The organism is Vibrio genomosp. F10 str. 9ZD137 (assembly GCF_049974785.1).
Taxonomy (GTDB): Bacteria; Pseudomonadota; Gammaproteobacteria; order Enterobacterales; family Vibrionaceae; genus Vibrio.
In genome coordinates, this window is record NZ_JBNGCJ010000833.1 from 1 (window position 1) to 914 (window position 914).

Consider the following 914-nt stretch of genomic DNA (forward strand, 5'->3'; position numbering starts at 1 on the left):
GTAATGGCGACCCGACCAAATAACCACGCAATGTGACCGAATAGAATATGGGGGTAAATCGCTTGGCTTAAACGTTGAGATTGTTTGAAAAGCTGCCATTGGGTGCAATTTTGTAACAAGCTTAGGGGCAGGGCAAGCCACCAATTGGCCCAATAGCGAAGAACCAGAAATACAACCGGTAAGCTGATTAAAATGAGTAAGCCAACAGACATCCAAAGCGAACTTAATTGATGACTGACATAGTAGTTGATATCCCAGTCATTAAGCATGAGCCCAAAGATCCAGCGTCCACACCAAAGCAAGGTGGCAAAGAGCAAGCTGATCCCCACTGACTGTGCAAGGACGACTTTAACGACTCGCCAACTGCGTTGAGCAATCAGTGCAAATGTATCGAGGATTGACCGTTTACCTAAGTCATGTTGAGCGAGTAAGATGCTGATCGCAGACTGCTCTACAAAAAAAGCAAAGCTCAATTGAGTCACAAACCATAAATTAAGTAGAAAGCCTGCAGGTGAAAGAAAAAAAGCGAGCAATTCCTGGTTGGCAATGGCATTGACGCCATAGAATCCCATCAATTTGGAACTGATCCATAAATCGAATGGAACAAAAAGAGTAATAAGAGCACTGCGAACGAGAAGAAAGCTGGCTAGCATTTGTAAACCACTAGCTTTAAGCCTATGCCACATAAAATACAGAATGTGACGACTTCGATGAAAAAATGCGTGGTTCAAGTGTTTGTTTCGCCTAAGTTGTATTCAGTTTGAGATTGTAGCGCTGCCTGAGAGTGTCGCACTCCCTGATATTGTAACAGTGAAATAGCATAGACGGTCAGTGCAGAGAAAGGAAATGCTGAAGATGAACAAGCACGTTAATGAGTTGGCTTGTTCATTAATCTAAGATGAATAAGCCCCCCC

1 pseudogene is annotated in these 914 nt (G+C 43.3%); it reads right to left on the minus strand.

From position 1 onward, the window contains the following. Nucleotides 1-653: pseudogene (locus ACP45E_RS18945) on the minus strand (glycerophosphodiester phosphodiesterase); the annotation flags it as partial. Nucleotides 654-914: the final 261 nt, after the last annotated feature.